The 18507-nt window shown below is 70.6% G+C and carries 17 protein-coding genes; 9 read left to right on the forward strand and 8 right to left on the reverse strand.

The features are described 5' to 3' along the window. Position 1: 1 nt before the first annotated feature. The 3 genes from AC3RX1_RS11900 to AC3RX1_RS11910 all read right to left on the reverse strand — a co-directional run bounded on the left by AC3RX1_RS11900 (position 2) and on the right by AC3RX1_RS11910 (position 3378). Positions 2-1084, reverse strand: coding sequence for a DNA glycosylase AlkZ-like family protein (locus AC3RX1_RS11900; protein WP_491501454.1), 1083 nt, complete (start codon positions 1082-1084; stop codon positions 2-4). Positions 1085-1134: 50 nt separating this feature from the next. Next, positions 1135-1653 (reverse strand): GNAT family N-acetyltransferase, encoded by a 519-nt coding sequence (locus AC3RX1_RS11905; protein WP_491501455.1) that lies wholly within the window; start codon positions 1651-1653, stop codon positions 1135-1137. A gap of 234 nt (positions 1654-1887) precedes the next feature. Continuing rightward, positions 1888-3378, reverse strand: a complete 1491-nt coding sequence (locus tag AC3RX1_RS11910; RefSeq protein ID WP_491501456.1) for a glyceraldehyde-3-phosphate dehydrogenase — start codon at positions 3376-3378, stop codon at positions 1888-1890. Positions 3379-3580: 202 nt separating this feature from the next. Here AC3RX1_RS11910 and AC3RX1_RS11915 point away from each other — a divergent pair, with 202 nt between their 5' ends. From AC3RX1_RS11915 to AC3RX1_RS11925, 3 genes are all read left to right on the forward strand, one after another. Continuing rightward, positions 3581-4612 carry an LLM class flavin-dependent oxidoreductase gene (locus AC3RX1_RS11915; protein WP_491501457.1) on the forward strand — a complete coding sequence of 344 codons (1032 nt, stop codon included), beginning with the start codon at positions 3581-3583 and terminating at the stop codon, positions 4610-4612. Positions 4613-4682: 70 nt separating this feature from the next. After that, positions 4683-5264, forward strand: a complete 582-nt coding sequence (locus AC3RX1_RS11920) for a P-loop NTPase family protein (protein ID WP_491501458.1) — start codon at positions 4683-4685, stop codon at positions 5262-5264. Positions 5265-5283: 19 nt separating this feature from the next. Next, positions 5284-5676 carry a DUF3054 domain-containing protein gene (locus tag AC3RX1_RS11925; protein WP_491501459.1) on the forward strand — a complete coding sequence of 131 codons (393 nt, stop codon included), beginning with the start codon at positions 5284-5286 and terminating at the stop codon, positions 5674-5676. Positions 5677-5685: 9 nt separating this feature from the next. Here AC3RX1_RS11925 and AC3RX1_RS11930 read toward each other — a convergent pair whose 3' ends face one another. Then, positions 5686-6474 (reverse strand): sulfite exporter TauE/SafE family protein, encoded by a 789-nt coding sequence (locus AC3RX1_RS11930; RefSeq protein WP_491501460.1) that lies wholly within the window; start codon positions 6472-6474, stop codon positions 5686-5688. A 2-nt stretch (positions 6475-6476) separates the two neighbouring features. Further along, positions 6477-9101: an aminopeptidase N gene (gene pepN, locus AC3RX1_RS11935; RefSeq protein WP_491501461.1), complete on the reverse strand. Its 2625-nt coding sequence runs from the start codon at positions 9099-9101 to the stop codon at positions 6477-6479. Positions 9102-9233: 132 nt separating this feature from the next. Here pepN and AC3RX1_RS11940 point away from each other — a divergent pair, with 132 nt between their 5' ends. Further along, positions 9234-10880 carry an HAD family acid phosphatase gene (locus AC3RX1_RS11940; protein WP_491501462.1) on the forward strand — a complete coding sequence of 549 codons (1647 nt, stop codon included), beginning with the start codon at positions 9234-9236 and terminating at the stop codon, positions 10878-10880. A gap of 335 nt (positions 10881-11215) precedes the next feature. Here AC3RX1_RS11940 and AC3RX1_RS11945 read toward each other — a convergent pair whose 3' ends face one another. Both AC3RX1_RS11945 and AC3RX1_RS11950 read right to left on the reverse strand, forming a co-directional pair. Beyond that, positions 11216-12694: an amidase gene (locus AC3RX1_RS11945; protein ID WP_491501463.1), complete on the reverse strand. Its 1479-nt coding sequence runs from the start codon at positions 12692-12694 to the stop codon at positions 11216-11218. Between the two features lie 37 nt (positions 12695-12731). Beyond that, complete coding sequence (locus tag AC3RX1_RS11950; RefSeq protein ID WP_491501464.1) at positions 12732-13745, reverse strand: SDR family NAD(P)-dependent oxidoreductase; 1014 nt, start codon at positions 13743-13745, stop codon at positions 12732-12734. Between the two features lie 132 nt (positions 13746-13877). On the opposite strand from AC3RX1_RS11950, the gene AC3RX1_RS11955 reads away from it, so the two are divergent. From AC3RX1_RS11955 to AC3RX1_RS11970, 4 genes are read left to right on the forward strand one after another with little or no spacing between them, the layout of a single operon-like run. Then, positions 13878-14537, forward strand: a complete 660-nt coding sequence (locus AC3RX1_RS11955; protein WP_491501465.1) for a TetR family transcriptional regulator — start codon at positions 13878-13880, stop codon at positions 14535-14537. A gap of 38 nt (positions 14538-14575) precedes the next feature. Beyond that, positions 14576-15181, forward strand: coding sequence for a helix-turn-helix transcriptional regulator (locus tag AC3RX1_RS11960; RefSeq protein WP_491501466.1), 606 nt, complete (start codon positions 14576-14578; stop codon positions 15179-15181). After that, on the forward strand, positions 15154-15462 hold the full coding sequence (locus AC3RX1_RS11965) for a transposase (protein ID WP_491501467.1): 309 nt from the start codon (positions 15154-15156) through the stop codon (positions 15460-15462). Before AC3RX1_RS11960 ends, AC3RX1_RS11965 begins: the two co-directional genes overlap by 28 nt. A 19-nt stretch (positions 15463-15481) precedes the next feature. Beyond that, on the forward strand, positions 15482-16033 hold the full coding sequence (locus tag AC3RX1_RS11970) for a GNAT family N-acetyltransferase (RefSeq protein WP_491501468.1): 552 nt from the start codon (positions 15482-15484) through the stop codon (positions 16031-16033). Between the two features lie 177 nt (positions 16034-16210). Here AC3RX1_RS11970 and AC3RX1_RS11975 read toward each other — a convergent pair whose 3' ends face one another. Continuing rightward, the gene (locus AC3RX1_RS11975) at positions 16211-16810 is read right to left on the reverse strand and encodes a GNAT family N-acetyltransferase (protein ID WP_491501469.1); all 600 of its coding nucleotides are present in this window, start codon (positions 16808-16810) and stop codon (positions 16211-16213) included. A 136-nt stretch (positions 16811-16946) separates the two neighbouring features. On the opposite strand from AC3RX1_RS11975, the gene AC3RX1_RS11980 reads away from it, so the two are divergent. Beyond that, positions 16947-18437: an HNH endonuclease signature motif containing protein gene (locus AC3RX1_RS11980; protein WP_491501470.1), complete on the forward strand. Its 1491-nt coding sequence runs from the start codon at positions 16947-16949 to the stop codon at positions 18435-18437. Positions 18438-18507: the final 70 nt, after the last annotated feature.

Below are 18507 nucleotides of genomic sequence, written 5' to 3' on the forward strand. Positions count from 1 at the left end.
TCTAACGCATACCCCCCAGGGGTATTCCCAGCCACTGGGCGAGCTCGTCGAGCTCGGCCCGCACCATGTCCATCTCCTCGGGTTCGAACGGCAGCAGCTCGTGGATCGCGTTCACGCGCAGCTCCCCCTCGTTCTTGTCGATCTGCGCGTCGAGCAGTCCGATGAACCGGTCGCCCATGAGGATCGGGTGCGCGAAATGCCCGTACACGCGCTGCTCCTTCGGCTTGAACTGCTCGAGGACGTACTCGAACTCGAACGCCTCGCGCAGGCGTGGCCGGTCGAACAGCATCGCGTCGTACGGGTTGAGGATGGCGACGCGGCCATCGACCTCGTCGTCGAGATGGGCGAGCGCGTCCGGATCGACCCGCCACTTCCACTTCGAGCCCTCGACGCGCGCGGGCTCCCCCGCCTCCCCCACCCGCGACCAGGGAGAGTTCTGCTTCGTGATGCCGGCCGCCTGCAGCCGGCGCGCGGCCAGCAGTCGCTCCGCCTCCTCGGCGGGATACTCGGGCAGGTCGCTCGGAAAGGCGCGCTCCGCGACATCCCACACCCGGCGCCTGCCCTCCCGTCCGACCACGGCGACCTCGCCGATGCGGGAGAGCACCTCGAGCATGCGGGGCACCTGGTTGGGCCCGTACCAGCCGTCGGCCGAGTCGTGCGCGACGGCGGCGGTGTCGGGGATCTGGTCGGCGAGCATCGGCCCCTCGGCTCGCAGGCGGGCCACGACATCCCGCCGGAAGCCGTCGTTCGCCTCGAGCCACTGCCGGGTGCTCGCGTGCTGCGGGCCGCGCCGCATCGCCGGCAGCATGAGCGGCAGCATGCTCATCGGCCGGTAGGTGCCGTCGAACTCGAACACGAGCCGGTCTTCCTCGACGGCCTTGCGCAGCTGCCCGGGCTCGTACGACCAGCCGATGCGCGACCACAGGGTCGTGTGCTGGCACGGCGAGATCACGGCCGTCGGGTCGATCTTGATCACGCCGAGCTGCTCGGCGACCTCCACGACATCACCCGGTCGGTCGGCGTCGAGCAGCTGCGCGCGCACGATGATGCGGCGGGCCTGGTCTCGGGTCAGCTCGTGAACCACGAGGTCGAGGGTAGTGGGCGGCTGCGACAGCGGAAAGACGGATGCGTCGGCTACCGCGCCTGCGCGGCGACGGCATGCAGCGCGGTGCCGTCGAGCCGCTGCGTCGTCCACTCCTCCATCGGCTCGGCGCCGAGCGAGCGGTAGAACGCGATCGACGGCGCGTTCCAGTCGAGCACCGTCCATTCCAGCCGGGTGTAGCCGCGGTCGACGCACACTCCTGCCAGTGTCGAGAGGAGGGCCTTGCCGTAGCCGCGGCCGCGTTCGCTCTCGTACACGAAGAGGTCCTCGAGCCAGATGCCGTGGCGCCCCGTCCACGTCGAATACGTGAGGAACCACAGGGCGATGCCGACGATCCGTCCGGCGCGCTCGACGACGTGGGCGAACGCGCGGGGCTCCGCGCCGAACAGCGTCTCGGCGAGCATGGGGACCGTGTTGGCCACGGCATCCGGCTCGCGTTCGTACTCGGCGAGAGCCCTGATGCAGGCGAGGATGCCGGGCTCGTCGCCCGGCCGCGCCTCGCGCAGGACGGCGTCGTCGACGAGGGTGCGGGATGCGGCAGAGTCGATCACCCGTCCAGCGTAAGGGCAGCCGCGACACGCATGACGTCCGGCAACAGCCGCCCCACGCGCTGTCACGAAATCAGGCGATGATGCGGATTCAGGCCGATGCCGACGTCAATCGCCTGAACTCGTCGCGTTGCCTGAACTCGCGACCCGACGTCAGCCCCGAACGTCACGCAGCCGGACGTCGCGTCGCAGGAGCGTCGTCGCAGCACACGACGCCGGCCGACGAGCCGCGCGCCGTCATGCGAGCGCCGGAGCGAGCTCCTTGACAGAGTCGAGCGTCACGTCGACGCGCGGCGGCAGCACGGCCGGGTGCGTGCCCGCCATCTCCTCGATGACGCGCACGACCTGGCAGCTGTACCCGAACTCGTTGTCGTACCAGACGTAGACGACGACGTCCTGGCCGTCGGCGATCGTCGCGAGGCCGTCGACGATTCCGGCGCGGTGCGAGCCCACGAAGTCGGTCGAGACGACCTCGGGCGACTCGATGTAGTCGACCTGCTGGCGCAGCTTCGAGTGCAGCGACACCGCCCGCAGGTAGGAGTTCAGCTCGTCGCGCTCGGCGGGCCGCTCGAGCGACAGGTTCAGGATCGCGAGCGACACGTCGGGGGTCGGCACGCGGATCGCGCTGCCGGTGAGCTTCCCGGCGAGCGCCGGCAGCGCCTTGGCGACGGCCTTCGCGGCGCCGGTCTCGGTGATCACCATGTTCAGGGCCGCCGACCGGCCACGGCGGCTGCCCTTGTGGAAGTTGTCGATGAGGTTCTGGTCGTTCGTGTAGGAGTGCACGGTCTCGACGTGTCCGCGGCGGATGCCGTAGGCCTCGTCGATCGCGGCGAGCACCGGGGTGATCGCGTTCGTCGTGCACGACGCCGCCGACAGGATGCCGTCGTCGGCGGTGATGTCGCCGTGGTTGATGCCGTGCACGATGTTCTTGATGTCGCCCTTGCCTGGCGCCGTCAGGAGCACGCGGGAGACGCCGGGCGCCTGAAGGTGCTGCTCCAGGCCGGCGCGGTCGCGCCACCGACCGGTGTTGTCGACGACGATCGCGTCGCGGATGCCGTACGCGGTGTAGTCGACGGTCGCGGGGTCGTTCGAGTAGATCACCTGGATGAGGGTGCCGTTCGCGAGGATCGTGTTGTTCTCCACGTCCACCTCGAGGGTGCCGGCGAACGGTCCGTGCACGGAGTCGCGCCGCAACAGGCTCGCGCGCTTCATCAGGTCGTCGTCACTGCCCTTGCGCACGACGATGGCGCGCAGCCGCAGCCCCGACTCGTTGCCGGCGTGGGCGATCAGGAGGCGGGCCAGGAGCCGGCCGATGCGGCCGAAACCGTAGAGGACGACATCCTTCGGCGTGCCGGCGTCGGACCCCTCGTGCAGGATGTCGGCGAGCTCGACGCGCAGGAACTCCTCGAGGCCGCGACCCTCTCCCCGGGCGAGGAACGCCTCGTGCAGCCGGGCGATGTCGAGCGACGCGCGGCCGGGCGCGATGGCAGTGAGGGCCTGGAGCACCGCGGTGGAGTCGTCGAGGCTCATCTGGAGCGCCCCGGCCTGACGGGCGAAGCGGTGTGCCTTGATGAGGTCGACGGAGCTGAGCCCGATGAGGCGCCGCCCGTGGATCGAGGTCACCACCCCGTGGTTGCGATACAGACCGCCGACGAGGGGGATGAGGCGCTCCGCCTGCTCCTCACGGGCGATCCAGGTGCGGCGATGGGTGTCGACCGGGCTGTTCACTGCGCTCCTTCTGCGCCGTTCGGATCGTGACCAGACGGCGCTGTCGTGGGATGGCACGCCGACGCGTGCGAAGAAGAGGGATCCGTGCCATTCTACCGGCGCCATCGGGGCGAATCCGCCGCCGCCGAAGCGACGAGACGCGGCCGGGCGCCACGCATCCATTCACCGGAATAGGCCCGCTGCGAGTACCGTTGCACCCACCATGCAGCGCTTCGGAACGCTCTCGTTCGGTCACTACGGTCCGCTCGACGGCGGGCGCCAGCTCACGGCCGCCGACAACCTCCATCAGGCCATCGACCTCGCCCAGGGAATGGACGAGCTCGGCGTGAACGGCACGTACTTCCGCGTGCACCACTTCGCACGGCAGCACTCGTCGCCCATGCCGCTGCTGGCCGCGATCGCGGCGAAGACGGCGCGCATCGAGATGGGCACCGGCGTCATCGACATGCGGTACGAGAACCCGCTGTATCTCGCCGAGGAGGCGGCGGCCGTCGACCTCATCAGCGACGGCCGGCTCGCCCTGGGCGTGAGCCGGGGGTCACCGGAGTCGGTGGTGCGCGGATACGAGGCGTTCGGGTACACCGGCTCAGAGGACCCGCGCGGGGCGGACATCGCACGAGAGCACTTCGACACCTTCGTGCGCGCGATCGAGGGCGAGGGGATGGCCGACCGCGACCCGTCCAGCCCGTTCGGCGGCGGCACAGGACGGCAGCGCATCGAGCCGCACTCCCCCGGGCTGCGCTCGCGCATCTGGTGGGGTGCCGGCAGCCACGACTCGGCAGCGTGGGCGGGCCGGATCGGCGTGAACCTCATGTCGTCGACGCTGCTCACGGAAGACCTCGGGATGCCGTTCGACGAGCTGCAGGCGTCGCAGCTGCAGACATTCCGTGACGCGTGGCGTGAGGCAGGCCACGCGGGCGAGCCGCGGACGTCGGTGAGCCGCTCGGTCTTCCCGATCACGACCGCGCAGGACCGGATGTTCTTCGGGCACAGCCAGGAGCACGAGGGCGTCGGATACATCGACGGGATGCGTTCCACATTCGGCCGCACATACGCGGCGGAGCCCGATGTGCTCATCGAGCAGCTGCAGCAGGATGCGGCGGTGCAGTCGGCCGACACGCTCATGCTGACGATCCCCAGCCAGCTCGGCGTGGAGTTCAACCTGCACGTCGTCGAGTCGTTCGCGAAGCACGTCGCGCCCGCGCTCGGATGGGAACCCACGACGGCGCAGTGAGCCGCGGCGACGGTTCGTAGGCCGGCGCCCGGCGCGGGAGTCACACCGGCGGAACGGTATCGTGACGTGAGTGCTGACCGCCAGAGACGCCCTTCCGGCGCGCCCGAAGCGCATCGTCATCGCGGGGGTGTCGGGTGTGGGAAAGACAACGCTCGCTGAGCGGATGTCGCAGATCCTGCGGATCCCTCACACCGAGATCGACGCACTCTTCCACGGGCCGGGCTGGGAGCCGCGCGAGGCCTTCCTCGACGACGTGCGCACCCTGATCTCACAGGACGCCTGGGTCACCGAGTGGCAGTACTCGACGGCGCGACCCCTGCTCGCCGCCCGGGCCGACCTCCTGGTCTGGCTGGACCTGCCGTTCATGACCGTCACGCTGCCGCGCGTCATCCGGCGGACCGTGCGCCGGCGTCTCCGGCGTGAAGAACTGTGGAACGGGAACATCGAAGGGCCCTTCCGCACGTTCTTCACCGACCGCGAGCACATCGTGCGGTGGGCGTGGTCGACCCGGAACAAGTACCGCGAGAGCGTGCCGACGGCGGCCGCCGAGTTCCCCGCGATGACCGTCGTGCGCCTCGGTTCCCGGCGCGAGGTGGAGCGCTGGCTGACGCAGCAGCTCGTGCCGGTGGCCGCCGGGACCTGCGAGACTTGACGAGACCCGAAGGGACGTCATGCCGCGCAGCTCCACCCGCTCCTCCAGCAGGACCATCGCCGGATCGTTCGCGCTCGACGTCGTGCTGGTCGTGGTGTTCGCCGTGATCGGCCGGGCCAGTCATCACGAGTCGGTCGACGCGGGCGGCGTCGCCACGACGGCGTGGCCGTTCCTCACCGGGCTCGTGGTGGGATGGGCCGCGAGCCTCGCGTGGCGCGCGCCCGCGCGCCCGGTGCGCGCCGGCATCCCGATCTGGGTCGTCACCGTGGCAGCCGGGATGCTGCTGCGCGTCCTCTCGGGCCAGGGAATCGCCCTCGCGTTCGTCATCGTCGCGACCATCGTGCTCGCGCTGTTCCTCGTCGGGTGGCGCGTGATCGCTGCGATCGTACAGCGGGGCCGAAGGGGCGCCTGACCCCGGCCGTCAGCCCTGCAGCGCCAGATACGGCGCGAGCGCGAGCAGCACCGCCACGAGCGCGATCTTCAGCCGACGCGTCGGGATCGCGTGAGCGATCTTCCAGCCGATGACGACGCCGATCGCCTCCGGAACCCCGACGATGAGCGCGAGCGGCCAGTCGATCGCCCCCTGGGCGGCGTAGCCGATCGCGCCCACCGTCGCGATGACCACGCTCTGCGCCTGCGCCGCCGCGAGCGCGGGAAGAAGCGGCACCCCGATCGCGAGCAGGACGGGGACCGACAGCATCGGCCCGCCGACACCGAACATCCCGCTGACGACGGCGATCGCAAGTCCCAGCAGGATGAGCACAGGCGCCGGATGTCGCGGGTGCGCCGTCTCGGACGCACCGCGCGATCGCCGCTCGCGGTAGAGGACGAGGAGCGCGACGACCGCGACGAACACCCCCAGCAGCACGCCGAACGCCCGCACCGAGAAGAGCGAGTTCACCAGCACGCCGATCGGCGTGCCGACCAGCGCCGTCGCCGCCAGCACGATCGCGGTGCGTCTGGTCACCGGCTCGCGCAGCTGACCGGAGTGCAGGTATACCGCGGTGCCGAGCAGCCCCGTTGCGATATGGGTCACGATCGCGGTGCCGGCGACCGCCGCCGGAGTCAGGTCGGTCAGCGCGAACAGCCCGATCGTGACGAGCACTCCTCCCGGCCCGAGCGCCGTGATGCCGATGCCGCCGACGAGCCCGACGGCGGCCAGCGCCATCAGGACGGGAAGCCCGCCATGGTCGAGAGCACAGTCGAGCACGCTCAGGCCGACGCAGCCTGCGCGCGCAGGCGCCGCCGCAGGTCGTCGAGCCGCTCGATTACGATGCGGCGCAGCGCGTGCGGCGCATCCGTCCGCACCTGCAGCCACTCCTCGGCGGCGGCGACTGACGGATGCGTGAGCTCGTCGCCGTCCGTGAGGTCGGCGTCGGCTGGGAAGAGCCCGGCGACGACCCGCGTGGACTGCCCCTGACTCTGCGCCGCCCAGACGCCTTCGATCCGCTCCCAGTACTCCGCATCGTGACCGGAACCGACTCCGGTCGGGTCGACGGCGAGTCCGTCGATCGTGGCCTGGAGATGATCGTTCGACAGCACCGTTCCGTCGGACCGGCGACCCGTGTACGCCGCTTCGCGCGCCGCATCCTTCACAGGGGCATCGGGCCGAGCCGCGAGCGCTCGGGTGAGGCCCGTCGCGGAGACGGCTGTCGGAGCGGCCGCCTGCGCGGCGCGCAGCTCGTCCTCGCCGACGCGACCGTGCGCGCTCAGCGCGACATACGCGTCCCAGGTGAGGTCTTCGCCGAGCGCGAAGTCGGCGTCATCGAGCCAGGAGCGCACGACGTCGAGGAGCGGCTCGACGGGCTCGCGCAGCTCGTTCAGCGCGGCGAACAGCGTGCGCAGCAGCACCGTGCGGCGGTCCGACGGCGCCGGGTCGTCGACGACGGCGTCGACGAGGAACGTCGCCCACCGCGACAGCACCCGCTGCCTCTGCGCGAGAGTCGTGTAGGCGGCGAGCCCGGTCGTCGCCTGCAGCAGCACCTGCGCGAGCACGCCGGAATCCCCGATGAGATGCTGGTTCGCGACCACGCCGTCGGCGAAGCGCTCCACGGGCAGGTCCCCGTCGCGCACCATGTTCCACGCTCCGGCGAACGCCGTCGCGCGGGCGAGCTCGTCGTCGAGTCCCGCGTCGAGGACGACGGCGAGCGAACGCGCATCCGGCACGATCTTCGCGTAGGTGAGATCGCCGTCGTTCGGCAGCAGCACGCGGTCTGCGGGAGCGCCGACGAGCTCGGGCAGCGCGGTTCGCGCCCCCTCGACGCGAACGGCGTATGCGGTCTCGTACGCGGCCGGGCCGTCGGCCACGGGCGCGTACACCCCGATGCGTACGACGTGCGGGCGCAGCACCTCTTCGCCGGTGCGCGGGTCCACCCCGTCCTGGTGCAGCACGGCAGCCGCGACGGCGCCATCCTCGACGGTCGTCTCGATGCGCAGCCGGTTGACGCCCGCCGTCGTGAGCCACGCCTGCGCCCATCCGGTCATGTCGCGTCCGGATGCCTCGTGCAGCGCGTCGAGGAAGTCGTCGAGCGTCGTGTTGCCCCACGCGTGCTTCGCGAAGTAGGCGCGGGCGGCGGCGAGGAACGTGTCCTGCCCCACGAACGCCGACAGCTGCTTGAGCACCGAGGCACCCTTCGCGTAGGTGATCCCGTCGAAGTTCTGGTCCGCGGCCTCGAGGTCGACGATGTCGGCGACGATCGGATGCGTCGTGGGGTACTGGTCCTGCCGGTACGCCCAGGCCTTCCGCCGCGAGGCGAACGTCGTCCAGGCGGTCGTGAAGTCGGTCGCCTCGTCGACGGCCAGCGTGCCGACGTAGTCGGCGAACGACTCCTTCAGCCAGAGGTCGTCCCACCACACCATCGTCACGAGGTCGCCGAACCACATGTGGCACATCTCGTGCAGGATCGTGTTCGCCCGCTGCTCGTGCTGCGCCTCGGTCGCCGGCGACGTGAACACGTATCGCTCGGTGAACGTGACGAGCCCGGGGTTCTCCATGGCGCCGAGGTTGTACTCGGGCACGAAGACCTGATCGTATTTGCCCCAGGGATAGGCGACATCGAAGCTGCGGTGGAACCAGTCGAGACCGCGCTTGGTGATCGCGAACACCTCCTCGGCGTCCATGCTGTCGGCGAGCGAGGCCCGGCATGCGATGCCGAGGGGAACGGTCACCTCCGCGCCGGATGCCGTGCGCCCGGTGTACTCGTCGTGCCACTGCGCGTACGGGCCGGCGAGGAACGTCGTGATGTAGGTCGACATCGGCTCGGTCGTGGCGAACGTGCGCCGGCTCATCCCGGCGCCCGCCGGCTCCTCCCCGCTCAGCGCCCCGTTCGCGGCGACGTGCCAGGATGCGTCGGCGGTGATCGTCACATGGAAGCGCGCCTTGAGATCGGGCTGGTCGAAGCACGGGTAGATCCGGCGGCAGTCGACGGGCTCGTTCTGGGAGTAGAGGTACGTCGCCCCGTCGGCCGGGTCGACGAAGCGGTGCACCCCCTCGCCCGAGCGGGAGTAGATGGACTCCGATGCGATCACGACCTCGTTCGTCGCGGCGAGAGGGGACAGCGTGATCCGAGCGCCGTCGACGACGGCTGCGACATCCTGCTCCGCCCCGTTCAGCGTCACCGACGACACACGCGCCCCGAGGTAGTCGAGGAACACGGATGCGCCGGCCTCGGCGTCGAAGACGATCCGCGTGCGCACCGGGTAGGTGTCGACGGTGGGATCTGCCGCGCCCGAGAAGTCGACGTCGACGACGTAGTCGTGCGTGCGCACCGTGCGGGCGCGGGCCGCTGCTTCGTCGCGGGTGAGGTTCTCGTTGGCGGGGCGGGGCAGATCGGTCATGCCTCCAGTCAATCATCGCCGACGATGAGAACCGGATGACGGATGGCCGATGGCTCTTCCGCCGGTGCGCGAGCGAGGTCTAGTGTGACGCACGGCCGATTTCGCCATTCTTCGATCGAAAGCGAGTCACCGATGATCCGCACACGCCGTCTGGCTGCCGCATCCGTCACGATCGCCCTCACCCTCGTCGCCTCGGTGGCCGGGGCCGTCTCGGCGCAGGCGTACTCTCCCGGCTACGATCCGGGCCACGGGTCGTCGCACAGCGCGACGCTGACGCCGCGCACGCACTTCAGGATGAAGCCCGACGGGTCGAGCGGCCGCACGCAGAGCGGCGAAGGCATCCCGAACATCGACATCGTGAAGAAGACCATCGCCACGTACTACGGCGACCCGGGGACCGGCATCGCCGACAAGACGAGCTCGCCGTACATCAGCGAGATGACGAAGCTCACGAAGCGCATGACCGCGCAGCTCCCGCACTACCTCGCGCAGTCGAAGCGCAGCGGGAAGACGCCGGCGATCGTCGTGGACACCGACGACACGATCCTGTGGACGTACGACATGGAGGTCGGCGACATGCACTTCGTGTTCACGCCGGCCGAACAGGACGTGTGGGTCCAGGCGCAGCGGTTCCCGGCGACGCCCGGCATGGTCGACTTCGTGAAGACCGCGCAGAAGCTCGGCTTCGCGGTCATCGGGATTACCGGTCGCGGCGCCTCGCAGAAGGCCGCGTCGATCGGGAACGTCACGAAGGTCGGCTACGCCGGCTTCACGTCGGAGAACTACTACACGAAGTGGCCGGCCGGCGCCCAGCCGTCGTACATCACGTGCGCGACGTCGGCGTGTACGACGGTCGAGTACAAGGCGCAGACCCGCAAGCATCTCGAGAAGGATCTCGGCTACGACATCGCCCTGAACGTGGGCGACCAGTGGTCCGACCTGCAGGGCGGGTTCGCCGACCACATCCAGAAGCTGCCGAACCCGACCTACTACCTGCCGTCGCCCGATCTGCCGGGTGTGCACGAGCCGCGCCTGAGCCCGCGCACGCACTTCACGATGAAGGCGGACGGCTCGAGCGGACGGACGCAGGGCGGCGAAGGCATCCCGAACATCGACAGTGTCAAGAAGACGATCGCCGTCTACTACGGCGACTCGGGTGACGGCATCGCGAACAAGACGAGCTCGCCCTACATCAGCGAGATGCGCACGCTGCTGCGCCACCGGCTGCCGGCGATCGCCGCGCAGTGCCGCAACGCGGCTCGGCATCATCAGAACCCGGCCGTCGTGCTCGACGCCGACGACACCACGCTGTGGACGTACGACATGGAGGTGAACGACATGCACTTCGTGTTCGACCCGGCCGAGCAGGACGTGTGGGTGCAGGCCGAGCGCTTCCCGGCGACGCCCGGCATGGTGAGCGCGACCGACGTGCTGCGGCGCGCGGGGTGCACGTTGATCGGGCTCACGGGCCGCAACGACAACCAGAAGGCGGCGACGATCGGCAACCTCGAGCGCGTCGGCTACACGGGACTTTCGGCGCAGAACTACTACACGAAGTGGACCGGGACCGGCGCGTCGCAGCAGCCGTCGTACATCACGTGCGCCACGGCGAAGTGCACGACGATCGAGTACAAGTCGCAGACGCGGGCGCACATCGAATCACGCGCCGGCGGCGGCTACCGCATCATCGCGAACTTCGGCGACCAGTACAGCGACCTCATCGGCGGGCACGCCGATCGGGCGGTGAAGCTGCCGAACCCGACGTACTACCTGCCGTAGCGCCGGACGGCGGATGCCGCGGCCGCGTCGCGGCATCCGGCCCCGGCCCGCGTCGCGGCCGGCGGCATCCGGCCCGCGTCGCGGCATCCGGTCCGCGTCGCGGCATCCGTCCCGTGTCGCGGCATCCGGCCCGCGTCGCGGCATCCGGCCCGCGTCGCGGCATCCGGCCCGCCTCGCGGCATCCGGCGGCATCCCGCCCGCGATGACGCGTGGCGGGCGGTTCGTCACGGCCGCTTCGCGTCGCAGAAGCAGGCTGATCTGCACCCGAACGGTCGCGTCAGCCGGAATTCCGCCGATCCAGCGTGCTTCTGCCACCGCCGGGGCGAAGTCGCGCGCTACACGGGCGCGGCGAGCGTTCCGAGGGCTGCCTCGACATCGGCCGCCGCGGCCAGGGCGGCCGCTTCGCCGTGCATGGGCCCGATGAGCTGGACGCCCGTGGGCAGCCCGTCACCGCCGAGGCCGGCGGGTACCGCAACGGCCGGCAGGCCGAGGAAGTTCACGGCGACCGTCAGCCGCAGAGCCCGCCACGCCGCGTCCGCCTGCTCCGGCCCGCCGAGGTCGAAGTCGGGGCCGGGCAGCGGGTCGGTGAACACGGGCCCGAGCACGACGGGGGTCACGGCCTGCATGCGCCGCCACGCCGCCTCGATGACCGCGCGGCGCGCCCACGCCTGGGCGTACTCGGCCGCGGTGTCGTACGGACGCGCCGCGGCGGTGCTGTCGCGCAGGAACCGTGTCGCCGATCTGCCGAGCGGCACCGGAAGACTGTCGGGATCGAGGGTCCACGCCATGTCGGTGCAGGCGAGTCGCCGCCAGAGCGTCGCCGCTTCCTCGAGCAGCGGTGGGTCGGCGTCGAGGATCTCCCAGCCGGCATCCCGCAGCGCGGCGGCGGCGCGGTCGACGGCGGCTGCGACATCCGGCGACGTCCCCCAGCCGAGCGGATCGCGCGTCACCACCGCCCGCCGCGGCCCGTCGTACGGACGCAACGGAGGCAGGTCGAGCGACACAGGATCGCCGATGTCGTACCCCGCGATGAGCTGCAGCGCCCCCTCGACATCGGCGACGCTGCGGCCGAGGACGCCGTTCACCGCGAACCGCTGCAGCGTCAGCGCCACGGGCGCATCCGTCACTGCCGCACGGGGCACCCGCCCCGTCGACGGGCGCAGCCCGCAGATGCCGAGGGCCGTGGCGGGGAGGCGCACCGAGCCGCCGAAGTCGTTGTCCAGTCCGAGCTCGCTCATCCCCGTCGCGACGGCGACGGCGTCGCCACCGCTGGATCCGAACGTCGTGCGGCCGGTGTCCCACGGGTTCACGGTGCGACCGAACAGGTCGTTGTCGGTGTCCCACCGCATTCCGAAGTCGGGCATGTTGCCACGGCCGATCGGGACGGCTCCGGCCGCGCGCAGTCGCTGCACCACGGTGGCGTCGCGCGCCGGCACGGCGTCGACGGCGCCGCGCCATCCCTCCGTGGTCGCCGACCAGGTGAGGTCGATGTTCTCCTTCACCGAGATCGGCACGCCGGCCAGCGGTCCGACTTCACGGCCGGCGGCGAGATCGTCGTCCACCGCCGCGGCGAGCGCCCGCGCCCGGTCGTGGAACACGACGGTCAGCGCGTTCAGCCGCGGATTCAGGTCGCTGATTCTCGCGAGGTGCGCCTGGATGACCTCGGACGCGCTCGTGCGCCCCTCACGGATCGCGGCCGCCAGCGCGAACGCACCCGTCGCGGCGCGCGACCCGGATGCGTCGGCGATCGCGCCGGGTCCGGATGCGTCGGCCGTCGCGCCGGAGGCGTCGGGAGGCGTCGATGCGGTGCTCATCGCCTCCATCCCAGCACAGCCGCGGGCGGGGTATCGGCTACTGCACCGACCAGCCGCCGTCGGAGGCGAGGATCGCGCCGTTGATGTTGACCCCGTCATCCGACAGCAGGAACGTGATCGACGCCGCGAGCTGCTCGGCAGTGGCGACCGTCGGTATCTGCGACTGGAACGGCTGCAGCCGCGCGCTGCCCGCTTCGGACACATGCGGGGGGAACGGGATGCCGGTGGCGACGCCGCCGGGAGCGACCGCGTTCACCCGGATCCCCTGCGGCCCGTACATGAACGCCGCCGACTTGGTCATGCCGACAACGGCATGCTTCGACACCGTGTAGGCGTTGCCCGACGCGTTCCCGCGCAGGCCCGCCTCCGAGGCCACGTTCACGATCGCGCCGCGGCCGGCGGCCATCATGGCCGGAAGCACTGCCCGGGTGAGCTTGAACGCCCCGGTGAGATTGACGCCGAGCACGCGGTCCCACGTCGCATCGCTCGTCTCGTGCAGCGGCGAGAAGTCGTCGTTGATGCCGGCGACGTTCGCCAGGGCGTCGATGCGCTCTCCCGCGGCGGCGACGATCTCGTCGACCGATTCCTGCTGGGTGATGTCGCCGCTGACGGTGACGATCTCGGCATCCGGGAGCGATGCGGCGAACTCCGTGAGCCGGTCGGCCGAGACATCCACCGCCACGACCCGGCCGCCTTCGCGGGCGATGCGGGATGCGGTGGCCCGGCCGATGCCGGACGCGGCGCCCGTGACGACCACCGTCTGCCCCGCGAAGCGGCCGGGCGTGACCCGCTCGGCCCACCCCGTGGGCGCCGTCTCGTCGGGCATCCGGCCGCCGTTCGCCTGCAGCACGAGGTCGTCGACCACCGACTGGGGCAGCTGCCCCTGGCTCATCGCGACGAGCTGCTGCAGCGGGAGGCCTCGGATGGGGGCGAGGGTCTCCTCGCTCGCGCCCGAGGCGGCGAGCAGCCCCTTCACGAGCGGCCCGCCGACGGGGCTGTCGAGCCATTGTCCGATCGTGGTCTGGGCGGTCAGCGCGGTGCTCTCCGACATCACGGTCCTCTCCGTTCGGTGGCGAGAACCGTCTCCGAGTTGCGTCGGAGCTTCAATTCCCGCACGGGAAATATTATGCTCGTGACGCCCCGTCGTCAACGGGTCGGCAGCCACGCTTCGCATGAGGAACCCATGAGCCCTTCACCCTCGCCCCGGGGCCGTGGCACTCGTGCGGGACTCGACCGGGGGCAGATCGTGGCAGCGGCACGGCGCATGGACCCGCAGACCCTCACGATGCAGGCGCTGGCCGACGAGCTGGGCGTCGACCGCAAGGCGCTGAACCATCACGTGACCGATCGCGAGAGCCTGCGCCGGCTTCTGGCGGCCGACGCGTTCGCCGGCCACCTCGCGCGGGTCGAGATCCCCGTCGACGCCGATTGGCGTGATGCGTGCCGGTCGCTGGCGGAGGGGATGCGGCGGGCGATCGTGCTCTCAGGCGCGTGGGTCGAGTTCCTGAGCTTCTCGTCACAGAGCGAGCTCGCGACGGTGGGCCCGGCGGAGATCGCGGCCGAGCGGATGCTGGCGGCGGGATTCGACCCGGTCACGGTGAGCCGCGGCATGCACATGCTGCTCACGATGTGCCTCGGGTTCGCGCGGGATGCGGAGATGGCGGCGCGGGAGGGCGGGCATCCGCAGATCGCCGAGCTGCGGCGCGCGCTGGCGGACACCGCGACGGGGTACGACGCGCTGCGCGACCTGGTCGACGCGCGTGTGGACAACTACGGCGACGCGCAGTTCGATTTCGATGTGACCGCATTCGTCACGGCGATGGAGGCGCTGCTGCCGCGGTGATCGTCCCGCGCGCGGCGCCGGACGGCGATAATGGGGACATGCCGGTCGGTTACAGCGCGATCTCGAGCTATTCGCGGGTCCAGATCCTCCACCTCCTGCAGGAGCGGCCCGCTCGGTCGATCGCCGAACTCACCGAGGCGACCGGACTGCATGCGAACACCGTGCGCGAGCATCTGCAGCGTCTGATCGAGGCGGGGTACGTCGTCCCCGAGACGGAGCACCGCGCCACGCGCGGCCGCCCGCGCGTGCTGTACAGCGCGGTGACGGGGTCGGATGCGCCGTCGAGCCCGGTCGCCCGCCGCAAGGTGCGTGAAGCGGCGGAGCGCGGCGATCTGATGCGACGGGTGATGCCGTGGACCACTGACTCCGTCCTTCCCGATGATGCGCAGCACCAGATCGACGCGCTCGTCGAGGATCTGCAGGACGCCGGCTTCGACCCGGTCGTCGATCAGGCGGCCCTCACCGTCAACCTCTCGCCGTGCGCGAACGCCCAGTCGCAGGCCGAGCATCGAGATGTGCTGTGCGCCGTGCACGTCGGGCTGATGCAGGGAGTGCTCACCGAGGCGGGCGGGCCGCTCGAGGTGGAGGGGCTGCTGCCGGCGTGCGATCCCACCCAGTGCCATGTGCAGCTCACGTTGTCCTGACGCTCCCGCCGCGTCGATCCTCCGCTAACACCCGGGGCAGAGTCCGGATGAGCCGCACCGGCAACCGACAGCTCAACGCAGCACTTCACCGCATCGCGGTCACCCAGATCCGCCTCGACGGGCTCGGACGCGTCTACTACCGCAAACGCCTCGGCCAGGGCGACTCCACCGTGGAAGCCCTCCGCTGCCTGAAACGCCGACTCTGCCGCGTCGTGTTCCACGCCCTCCACTCCGATCAACAACCCGCTCACCTCCCCGCCAGCCTCCCCCTCGCCGCCTGACTTGACATAGGAGAAACGCATGACGCTCATGGTGCGCCGCGCGACGGCGGATGACGCACGTGCGATCGCCACGATCCGCATCCTGTCGTGGCGAGACGCCTACGACGGCCTGATCGATCAGGCGCTCATCGATCGACTGGACGTGGATCACGAGAGCGAGGTGCGAGCACGGCGCTGGGACGAGGTCCATGCCGATCCGCGCATGGGCGACTTCATCGCCGAGGCCGACGGCGATCCGGTGGGATGGGCCGCGATCGGCCCGTGCCGCGACACCGGCGCGGAGTCGCGCGGAGAGCTTTATGCGCTGTACGCCCTGCCCGAGCGCTGGTCGACCGGGGTCGGGCACGCCCTCATGGTGGCGGCCGAAGACGGCCTGCGGGCCTCAGGCTTCGACGTCGCCTCGCTGTGGGTGCTCGACGGGAACGAGCGGGCCGCGCTGTTCTACGAGCGGCACGGATGGCGCGAGGACGGCGCCATCAAGGACGACGATCGCATCGTGGCGGGCAGCGACGCGGCGCCGCTGCGGGAGCGTCGGCGCATGCGCGACCTCTCCGAGTCGGTCGAGCCGTAGCGGCCCTCACGGATGGCCGCCTCCCTTCCGTCGCGTACACGAACTCATGCTGCGCGGTTTGGCCGGGAGGAGAAGACCCCGGTATTTCGCGCAACTCGGGTCGCGCACCGAGCGCCAGCATGAGTTAGTGCCGATCGGCTGCGGAGCCGACGCCCTCCGGCCGGCCGCGCGGCCGCATCAGAGCCGCATCCCGAATGCCCGGCTGCCCTCGTCGGCGCCGAGCGGGGTGAATCCGACGCGCGGATAGAAGCCGACCGCTCCCGCGTTCTCGGCGCCGGCGACGAGATGGACGCCCTCGATGCCGAGCTCGCGCAGGCGGGCGGCGAGCGCGTCGACGAGGCGTCTGCCCCATCCCTGCCCCTGCAGTTCCGGCAGCAGGTCGATGTGCAGGTGTGCCGGGTATCCCATCGCCTGCAGCGGATTCGCGGCGTCGCCGCGGCGATACGCGTAGCGCAGGAGGTCGCCGGTGCGCGATTCGTCGTCGATCGGTCGCGGCCAGCGTTCGGCGTACCGCGGCCACCATTCGGCGCGGAACCACTGCTCGAACTCGTCGGTGTCGGGCGTCGAGACGATGTAGCCGGCGACGCGCCCGTCATCGGTCTCGACGACGAATGCAGTGTCGGGATGGCGGTGCGCGTAGGGCCATGCGAAGACCGCTGCCCAGATGTCGTCGTCGGTGACGATCCCGGTCGCGTCGCCGCCGTTGTCGGCGGTGCGGAGGCAGATCTCGCCGAGAGCGGGCTCGTCGCCGGACTGGAAAGGACGGATGCGACTCACGCGCCCATCCTATGAAGACTCGCCCTGGAGCTCCGGTCTTCCGTCTCGTGGATTCGTTATCCGGTCGTGATCTGCAGACGGTCGAGTGGGCCCGGATCAGGGCGGGCGATGTCGGAGGCCCGCGAGAACATGGACTATGGCAATCTTCACCGACGTCGAGGCGCACATCGAAGTGCTGCGCCGCGCGATCGGTGATGTGGATGCGTCGGCACTGCCGGCGACGATCTCCGCTCTCGACGACGAACGCGTGCTCACGCTGATGACAGAGGCGTCGGCGGCGATCCGCGGGCTCGAGTCGCTGCGCGTCGCCGCGTCGGGAGTGGCCGCCGCTCGATCCACGCGGGATGCCGGACACTCCGGGCTCGCGCAGACCCGCGGGCATGGCTCGCCGGTGTCGCTGGTGCAGGAGATCACCGGGACGAGCAGGGCCGAGGCGATCAAGCAGGTCCGCGCCGGCGAAGCGCTGCTGGCCGCGACGCCGACTGAAGACGTCGGCTCAGTCGAGGCGCCCGCACCCGGGGTCTGGCATGCCCCGCTGGGTGATGCGCTGCTGAACGGCCGCATCTCCACGGCCCAGCACGATGCGATCATGCGCAACCTCGGGGAGCCGCCTGCTGTCGACGCCCACGACGCCGACCCGACGCTGGTCGCCGCGGCCAATGAGGAAGCGCGGTCGGCATGGGACACGGCGTGCCGCCAGCTGATCGACGAGGCGGGATGCCGGAACGTCGAAGACCTCGGCGCGCAGGCGAGGGCGATCCGTGACCTGCTTGATCCCGAGGGCGCGCAGCGACGGTTCGAGCACCGGTACGAGCGCCGTTCGTTCCGTACCTGGCGGGATGCCGACGGCATCCGGCACGGCTCCTTCGTCTTCGACGACGAGGGTGCGGCATGGATCGACACCATCGTCGATGCGGCCTTGGCGCCGCGTCGCGGCGTGCGGTTCATCGACGACGCCGACAGGGAGCGCGCCGAGGAGGTCTCTGCCGATCCGCGAACGGATGACCAGTACGCGTACGACCTCATGATCGACCTGCTCTGCTCCGGCGCACTGGCCGATGCGGAGGCCGTGTTGGGCACGCGCCAAGCAGGCGTCCGGATCATCGTCACCCAGGACGCGCTCGACAGGGCGGAACGCGATGAGCCGGCCGTGGCGTCTCTGCAGGACCAACCGGTCGCGCTTCCGGTGTGGGCCGCAACGCAGCGCGCTTGCGATTCCGGCGTCAGCGAGTGCCTCCTCGACACCGACGGCAATCCGCTGGATCTGGGTCGAGAAGCCCGGCTGTTCTCCGCGAAGCAGAAGCTCACTCTGGCGATCCGAGACGGCGGATGCCGATGGCCCGGCTGCGATCGGCCTGCGCACTACTGCGAAGCACACCACATCGACGGATGGGCGACCGGCGGCAGAACCGACGTCGACCGCGGCATCCTGTTGTGCCGGTTCCACCACATGCAGCTTCACCACGGCGGATGGGGCATCACCCGACGTGGCAAGGACGACTTCATTCTCCGCCCGCCAGGAGACGGCGCCCCGATCGTCCTGACGGTTCGGCTCGCGCGTCAGTATCTGTTCCGATCGGCTGCGCCTCCGCCTCGGCTGAGACCCGGCGAAGCCCCGGCGGCTTAGAGGAGTTGCGGTTCGGCGCCGGCTCGCCCGTGGCGTTCTCGGGAGTTCAGGCTCAGAGGAAGTTCGCGCT

It is taken from the genome of Microbacterium altimontanum (assembly GCF_058349865.2).

Bases quoted from the DNA above. Each gene is read 5' to 3' on its own strand.
- AC3RX1_RS11915 (WP_491501457.1), top strand. From the start codon at position 3,581: ATGCAGCGCTTCGGAACGCTCTCGTTCGGTCACTACGGTCCGCTCGAC.
- AC3RX1_RS11925 (WP_491501459.1), top strand. From the start codon at position 5,284: ATGCCGCGCAGCTCCACCCGCTCCTCCAGCAGGACCATCGCCGGATCG.
- pepN (WP_491501461.1), bottom strand. From the start codon at position 9,101: ATGACCGATCTGCCCCGCCCCGCCAACGAGAACCTCACCCGCGACGAA.
- AC3RX1_RS11940 (WP_491501462.1), top strand. From the start codon at position 9,234: ATGATCCGCACACGCCGTCTGGCTGCCGCATCCGTCACGATCGCCCTC.
- AC3RX1_RS11945 (WP_491501463.1), bottom strand. From the start codon at position 12,694: ATGAGCACCGCATCGACGCCTCCCGACGCCTCCGGCGCGACGGCCGAC.
- AC3RX1_RS11950 (WP_491501464.1), bottom strand. From the start codon at position 13,745: ATGTCGGAGAGCACCGCGCTGACCGCCCAGACCACGATCGGACAATGG.
- AC3RX1_RS11955 (WP_491501465.1), top strand. From the start codon at position 13,878: ATGAGCCCTTCACCCTCGCCCCGGGGCCGTGGCACTCGTGCGGGACTC.
- AC3RX1_RS11960 (WP_491501466.1), top strand. From the start codon at position 14,576: ATGCCGGTCGGTTACAGCGCGATCTCGAGCTATTCGCGGGTCCAGATC.
- AC3RX1_RS11970 (WP_491501468.1), top strand. From the start codon at position 15,482: ATGACGCTCATGGTGCGCCGCGCGACGGCGGATGACGCACGTGCGATC.
- AC3RX1_RS11980 (WP_491501470.1), top strand. From the start codon at position 16,947: ATGGCAATCTTCACCGACGTCGAGGCGCACATCGAAGTGCTGCGCCGC.